The sequence below is a fragment of the uncultured Cellulomonas sp. genome (assembly GCF_963527515.1).
Lineage (GTDB): Bacteria > Actinomycetota > Actinomycetes > Actinomycetales > Cellulomonadaceae > Cellulomonas.
Map to the genome: position 1 here is coordinate 1 of NZ_CAURTV010000153.1, position 6132 is coordinate 6132.

The 6132-nt window shown below is 74.7% G+C and carries 6 protein-coding genes; all 6 read right to left on the bottom strand.

Annotated features, from left to right (window positions below; translation table 11 throughout):
• Positions 1 to 1189, bottom strand: a 1189-nt coding sequence (locus RYN42_RS19280; protein WP_315098954.1) for a putative baseplate assembly protein, incomplete at its 3' end; no start/stop codon positions are given.
• A gap of 1 nt (position 1190) precedes the next feature.
• Positions 1191 to 1628: a GPW/gp25 family protein gene (locus RYN42_RS19285; protein WP_315098957.1), complete on the bottom strand. Its 438-nt coding sequence runs from the start codon at positions 1626 to 1628 to the stop codon at positions 1191 to 1193.
• Positions 1629 to 1641: 13 nt separating this feature from the next.
• Positions 1642 to 3408 (bottom strand): VgrG-related protein, encoded by a 1767-nt coding sequence (locus tag RYN42_RS19290; protein WP_315098959.1) that lies wholly within the window; start codon positions 3406 to 3408, stop codon positions 1642 to 1644.
• Positions 3395 to 4255, bottom strand: a complete 861-nt coding sequence (locus RYN42_RS19295) for a LysM peptidoglycan-binding domain-containing protein (RefSeq protein WP_315098960.1) — start codon at positions 4253 to 4255, stop codon at positions 3395 to 3397. The genes RYN42_RS19290 and RYN42_RS19295 overlap by 14 nt, the downstream gene beginning before the upstream one ends.
• Before the next feature lie 7 nt (positions 4256 to 4262).
• A complete protein-coding gene (locus RYN42_RS19300; protein ID WP_315098963.1) occupies positions 4263 to 4712 on the bottom strand; it encodes a phage tail protein in 450 nt (149 codons plus the stop codon).
• 21 nt (positions 4713 to 4733) lie between these two features.
• Entirely contained in the window at positions 4734 to 5858 is a 1125-nt protein-coding gene (locus tag RYN42_RS19305) for a hypothetical protein (RefSeq protein ID WP_315098966.1), read from the bottom strand.
• Positions 5859 to 6132: the final 274 nt, after the last annotated feature.

The window sequence follows — 6132 nt, forward strand, 5'->3', positions numbered from 1 at the left end:
GTCCGCCGCCCGTGCGGTAGCTGGGCACGCGCAGCGGGGCACCCTTCGGCGGCACGGCGCCGAACGCCCGCAGCGTCCCGTCCGGCTCGCGCACCGCCGGGGCGAGCCGCACCTCGCCGGCCGCGCGGTCGACGACGAGCACGTGGTCGTCCTCGTCGTGCCCGGCGAACGACTCGACCTCGGTCCACGTGTCCCAGCCGGGCCCCGCGGCCACGTCGAGGGTGAGCGGCCGACCCGCCACGACGGGCCGGTGCTCCAGGGGAAACACCTGGCCGTGGACCCCCTCGGACAGGCCCAGCACCTCGTCGGTGATGGTCTGGGCGTGCACCGCCTCCACGGTCCCGCCGATGGTGAACGCGTCGGCCTCGCGCACCGTCGGGCTCGCGCCGTAGGGCGGGTAGTCCGCGTCGGGCTCCACCACGCGGCAACGCAGCCAGCCGGCCCGCCGGTCGGCCAGCACCGACGCCGTGTGGGTCGGCGGCACGTGCAGCACCACGTCGCCGGGCCGGTTGAGCCCCCCGGTGCCGTCGCTGTCCACGTCGCACGCCACCCACGCGTGCCCGTCCCAGGCCTCCCAGACCAGCGGAGGGTGCCTGGGGTCGACGCCGACACCCTGCACGTCCGAGTCGAAGCGCAGGACCAGCACGCAGGACGGCGCGCTGTCGTCCAGCCCCAGCAGCATGACGTCGTCAACCTGCGGGACGTCGGTGAACACCGGGAACGGCTCGCGGAACCCGAGCTGCTCGTCGTGCGGGACCGGCTCCCCGCCCGGCCGCTGGGTGAGCAGGTGGACCAGCCGGCGCGGCGGGATGCGCAGCTCGGTGGTGGTGGTGAACACGACGGCGTCGTCGCGGTCCGACCGCGACGTCGCCGCCTCGGTGCCCTCGGGCACCACGACGGTCTCGTCCTGCGGCGCGGACAGCCACATCGTCACGTCGACGCTCGCGGCGCCCGCCGGGTGCAGCCGGACGCCGAGCAGCTCCAGGAACGCCACGTAGAGGCGGTCGGGCACCCGGTTGAGCCGGTAGAAGAGCTCGTCGGTCATGAACGCCACGGTCTCGATGAGGGTCACGCCCGGGTCGGACACGTTGTGGTCGGTCCACTCCGGGCAGCGGCGCTGCACCATCCGCTTGGCGTCGTCGACGAGGTCCTGGAAGCGGCGGTCGTCGAGGTTCGGTGAGGGCAGCACGTCAGGCTCCGCTCGTCTGGAGGCGCGACGGTCCGGAGCCGGGCCGCTCGTCGGGGATCGTGTAGAAGGGGAAGACGAGGTTGCGCGGGTCGTTCGTCCCGCGCAGCGCGTACCGCACGTCGATGTAGAGCAGGCCACGCTCCACGTCGTCGTACCGGACCGACACGTCCCGCAGGTCGATGCGCGGCTCCCAGCGGTCGAGCGCCACCCGGACCGCGTAGGCGACGGCGCCGGCGGTGGAGGCGTCGGCGGGAGCGAACACGTAGTCGTGCACCGCGCAGCCGAACTCCGGGCGCATGGGCCGTTCGCCGGGCGACGTGGCCAGGATCAGCCGGATGCTCTCCTCGATCTCGCGCCCCTCGCGCGACAGGGCGATGCGGCCCGTGGCGTCGGTGCGCACGGGGAACGCCCATCCCGCGCCGACGAACTCCTGTCCCACGTCCCGCCCCCTGTCAGTTGATCTTGACGACGCCGCCGCGGACGGTCGTCGTGGCGCCCCCGGCCAGCTCGGCGGTCGCCGTGCCCTCGACCGTGACCTTCGGTGCCTTCAGCGAGATCGACGAGGTGCCGTCGAGCGCGATGTCGGTGCCCTTCACCGTCACCTTCCCGGTCGCCGTGCTCACCGCGATGTCCTTCTTCGCGGTCAGGGTCACGGGGCCCTCGGAGATGATCTCGATGCTGGCGTCGGGCTTCTGGACCAGCCGGATCTTCTGCGAGCCGCCGTTGGTGGTCAGCGCCAGCTCCTCGCCGTCGGGCTTCTCCAGGTGCTCGACGCGCATGCCGGTCCGGGAGACGAACACCCGGCGCTGCACCTTGCCGTCGTTGACGTTGACCTGGTCCGGCTCCGGGGTGTCCTTGCCGTTGAACAGGCCCCCCAGCACGTACGGCTGACCCAGCTCCCCGTTCCCGAAGCCGACGAGCACCTCGTCGCCGACCTCCGGCAGCAGCGCGGTGCCGCGCTTGCCGCCCGCGCCCGGCGCCAGCGTGCGGGCCCAGCCGCTCTCGTACTGGTCGGAGTGCACGGGGAGCTTGACCTTCACGCGGCCGAGGTTCAGCGGGTCCTTGATGTCGGTCACCACGGCGCTGAGCAGCCCCGGGGTGGGCGCCGGGCGTCCGGCCCCCACGACGGCGCCGTAGAGCGAGCGCTCGGAGGCACCCGCCACCGTGAACGTGGTGACGTACCCCGTGTCGGCGGTGAACTCGTGGCGGACCGCGCTCAGCGTGTAGCGGCCGTCGAACGGGCTGCCCATCCCGCGCAGGGCGACCGACTCGCCCGCCCGCATGGCGGAGTTCCCGTGGGCCGCGCCCTCCAGCTCGGCGAACCCGGCGGCGATCCGGTCCGCGAGCGCCTTGGCGCGGGCGTCGCACTGTCCCTGGTCGGCCAGGCCCGAGGCGGGCTGCACGTACCGGGGGCTGGAGAACGAGCGGGCCAGCTGTGCCGGGTCCGCGTCCGCCAGCGCGGCGCTCGTCGTCGCACCGGGGGCGACGGCGACGACCGCACGCTTCTGCTGGACGTCCCAGCCGCGGACCTCGACCTCGGGCACCTGCCCGGCCGCCGTGACCGTCGAGCGCAGCCACTGCAGGTTGACGCCCTTCTGGAGCACCAGGGGGTTGGCGCGTGCCCCCTCGCTCCCTTCCGGCGCGGTCGACGCCTGCGCGGGACGGGTGAAGTCGAGGGCGCCCTCCACCACCCGCACGACGGCTCCCCGCTGGTCCGCGAGCGCCGCCAGGAAGTCCCAGTCGTTCACGTTGTCCTGCACCACGTGCTCGAGCACCGCGCCGCCGGTGTCGCACGTGCCCGCCTTCAGGCCGGCCCGCGTCGCGACCTTCGTCGCGATCTCGTCGGCGGTCATGTTCCGGTACGCCTCCATGCGTCGGCCCCGGAACAGCCGGTGGGACGGGTCCAGGCCCCGCACGACCGTGTGGAAGCCGTCGGCGTCGAGCTCGGCCTCCACCGCGGTGACCTCACCGTCCAGCAGCGGCACCGGCCCACCCGGCCCGCTCGACTGCACGCGCAGCCGGACCTTGGCGCCGATGGTGAACCCGGCCTTGGCCAGCACGATCGCGTGCTCGTCGCTGAACCGCAGCACGAACATGTCGGGCACGTTCCGGCTGCTGTCCACCGATCCGCTGACCAGCAGGGGCAGCACGTCGGCGGGCAGGGGCGTGCCGGCGACGTCCACCAGCAGGGACGCGCTGTGCTCCTCACCGTGCGGCATCCGTGACCTCCTGACGCGCCGGTCGGGCGGGGACGGGCGGGGTCGCGAGGTTCGCGCGGCCGCGTGCCGACGGGGTGCGGGGGCGGGACAGCTCCTCGGCGGTCGGCAGGAGCAGGCGCCGTCCCGGCCGCAGGCGCGACGGGTCGTCCACCCGGTTGACGTCCGCGACCGCACGCCACAGCGACGCGTCCCCGTACTCCGCGTACGCGATCCCCGCCAGCGAGTCGCCCTGGACGACGACGTGCTCGCGGTGGGGCACCCGGCCGCCCGACGTCGGGTTGGTGCCCGGTGGCTCGCCGGCGAGCTCCTGCAGGGTCACGGTGCACACCGCGCGCACGGGCAGGCCCGTGGGCGTGAAGAGCGTATACTTCACCTGCACGCTCTCGATGTACGCCACGAAGCCGGTCAGCCCGCCCCAGCGCAGCTGCACCCAGGGCGGCGAGTCCTTCTTCTGCCCGTGGGACGCGTCGGTGGGCACGCAGCACTGGAACAGGCGCTCGACGGTCTTGACCACGCTGTCGTCCTGCGTGCGGTTCGGGTCGAAGAACACCGAGGCGTCCAGGAACATCTCGAGCGTCATCTTCGACGGCTGGGGCCCCTGGTACTGCGGCGGGCTGGCCTTCTTGCTGCCCCGGGTGGTCGGCCGCGTCCACTTGGCCGACTTGCTGAGCGTGAGCTCCTTGGGGTTGAACTGGAAGTCGACCGTGTCGATCAGCGGTCCGGGCTTGTCGAGTGCGCCGTCTTTCGACGGTTCGTGCAGCTCGAGCTTGGCGTGCTCGAGGGAGCCCAGCGAGCTGCCTGACGCCGTGGCGGCGCCGGCGTCGAGCCCGGTCGGGGTGCCGCTCATCGCCCGCTCACCAGCCCGCTCCGTCGTGGAACCCGTGGTGCGCCAGCTCGAGCGTCTCGGTCACGACCTTGGTGCTGTCGGAGGTGAGCGACGGGCCGGTCCAGCGCACCGGCACCACGCCCTGCAGGTTCCAGGTGACGATGTCCTCGCCCGAGGTGGAGCGCGCCGTGATGGTCGCCGTCGTGGCGACGAGCCCCTGGCTGACCTTCGACAGCCACTTCGCGACGTGGCTCGTCCCCGCCCCCAGCGGCCGGGAGAGCTTCACGTTCGGGTACTTCAACCGCGTCGGCAGCTGCCAGACGCCCGTGTTGAACCCGCCCTCCTCGCGGCTCTCGACGACGACCTCCACGCCGAGCCCCTCGCAGGAGCTGAACCGGCCGAGGTCCTCGCCGTCGATCTTCACGAGATAGTGCACGCCGACGGCGGTCTGGGCCTCGTCGAGCATCGTGTCCGCCATGGTCGGCCTCCGTCGTCTCGGTCACAGGTCCACGCGGACGCCGCGGCGTTCGCGGTCGACCAGCAGCTGGCCGCGCACCCGGCGCAGCAGCGGGGCGGTCAGGCGGCGCGCGAGGTCGTCCAGGTCCGCCGCCGACGCGGTCGCGAACGGGGACACGGCTGCCTCTGCGGCGGCTCCCGCGGATGCCGCGGGTGCGGCTCCCGGTCCGGTCGCCGGTTCCGGTGCCGCCGCGGGCTCGGGCACGGCGCGCTGGAGCGAGGGCGGCGGGGGTGCGGGCTGGTCCGCCGTCGCGGGCGGGCTCTCCACGAACGCCGTCGCGTCCTGCAGCGGTGCGCGCTGGAGGGGGCGGGCCAGGTCGAGCACCGGGAGGGGAGCGGTCGACGGACGTGCCGGTCCCGGCGTGAGCGGTGCCGGAGCCTGCGGTGCCGGTCCGTCGATACTGCGCTGGAGCGCGGTGCGTGCGGGACGCGGGACGGCCTGGCCCCACGGTCGCGCCGGCGCGGTCAGGAGCGGACCCGGGAGGTCGGACAGCAGCGGGGCACGCTGGACGGCGGGAGTGCTCGGGCGCGTGGCGGGTGGGGCTGCGAGCGCGAGGTCGGCGTCCGCGTGACGCGCGTCGATGTCGGACGCGGGCGACCGGCCGGGGGCGAGGTCGGTGAGGACCGGCGCGGCGGGGATCCCCGCCGACGGGCGCTCGGCGAGCGAGGACGACGCGGGGGCTGCGGACCAGCCCGGCGTCGGAGCGGTGGTCCGCTGGACGACGGAGGGCGTGACGGGGGCGGCGAGCGTCGGGGAGTGGACCTCGGCCGCCGCCCGCTGCGTCCCGGTCGCGGACCGTGGTGGCAGAGCCGCGGGACGGTCGGGGGAGTCGGTCGCCGACGACGGCGTGGGGCCCGCCGCCCGCTGGACGACGGGCAGCGGTGTCCGCGGGGCGGCGTCCGGCTGTGAGCGGCTGACGGGTGCGGACACCTGCTGGTCGGTCAAGGGATCCGACGACGACCGCTGCACGGTCGCCGGTGTCTGCGGGGTGACGGTGTCGGGCGCGCTCGGGGCGGAGGGGGTCGCCGGGACCTCGGCGGTCTCCGGAGGCTCGGCGGTGAGGGACGGCGGCCCGGCGGGATCGGCAGGTGCCGGGGTCGTCTGCACGAGATCCAGCGACGGGCCAGTCGGGGCGGCTGGGAGCCGCTGGAGCGCGGGGGCCGCGGGGCCGCCGATCGGCTGGCGAGACACGGTGCCCGGACCCGGGGTCGCGGGGGAGTCCATGGCTCGCTGGACGGGTCGGGCTCGCTCCTTGCTCTCGCCGGGCGTGGCCGTGTGACCGTACGGGGCAGGGCGCTCCGCCGACGCGCCGACGGTCCGGGCGACCACCGGGAGCGCGGACGGGGGGGCCGAAGGCGCTCCCGGGTCGGTGCGGACGGGC

What these genes read in the sequence shown, in the direction of transcription:
- RYN42_RS19290 (WP_315098959.1), bottom strand. Translation starts at nt 3,408, where the DNA reads ATGCCGCACGGTGAGGAGCACAGCGCGTCCCTGCTGGTGGACGTCGCC.
- RYN42_RS19295 (WP_315098960.1), bottom strand. Translation starts at nt 4,255, where the DNA reads ATGAGCGGCACCCCGACCGGGCTCGACGCCGGCGCCGCCACGGCGTCA.
- RYN42_RS19300 (WP_315098963.1), bottom strand. Translation starts at nt 4,712, where the DNA reads ATGGCGGACACGATGCTCGACGAGGCCCAGACCGCCGTCGGCGTGCAC.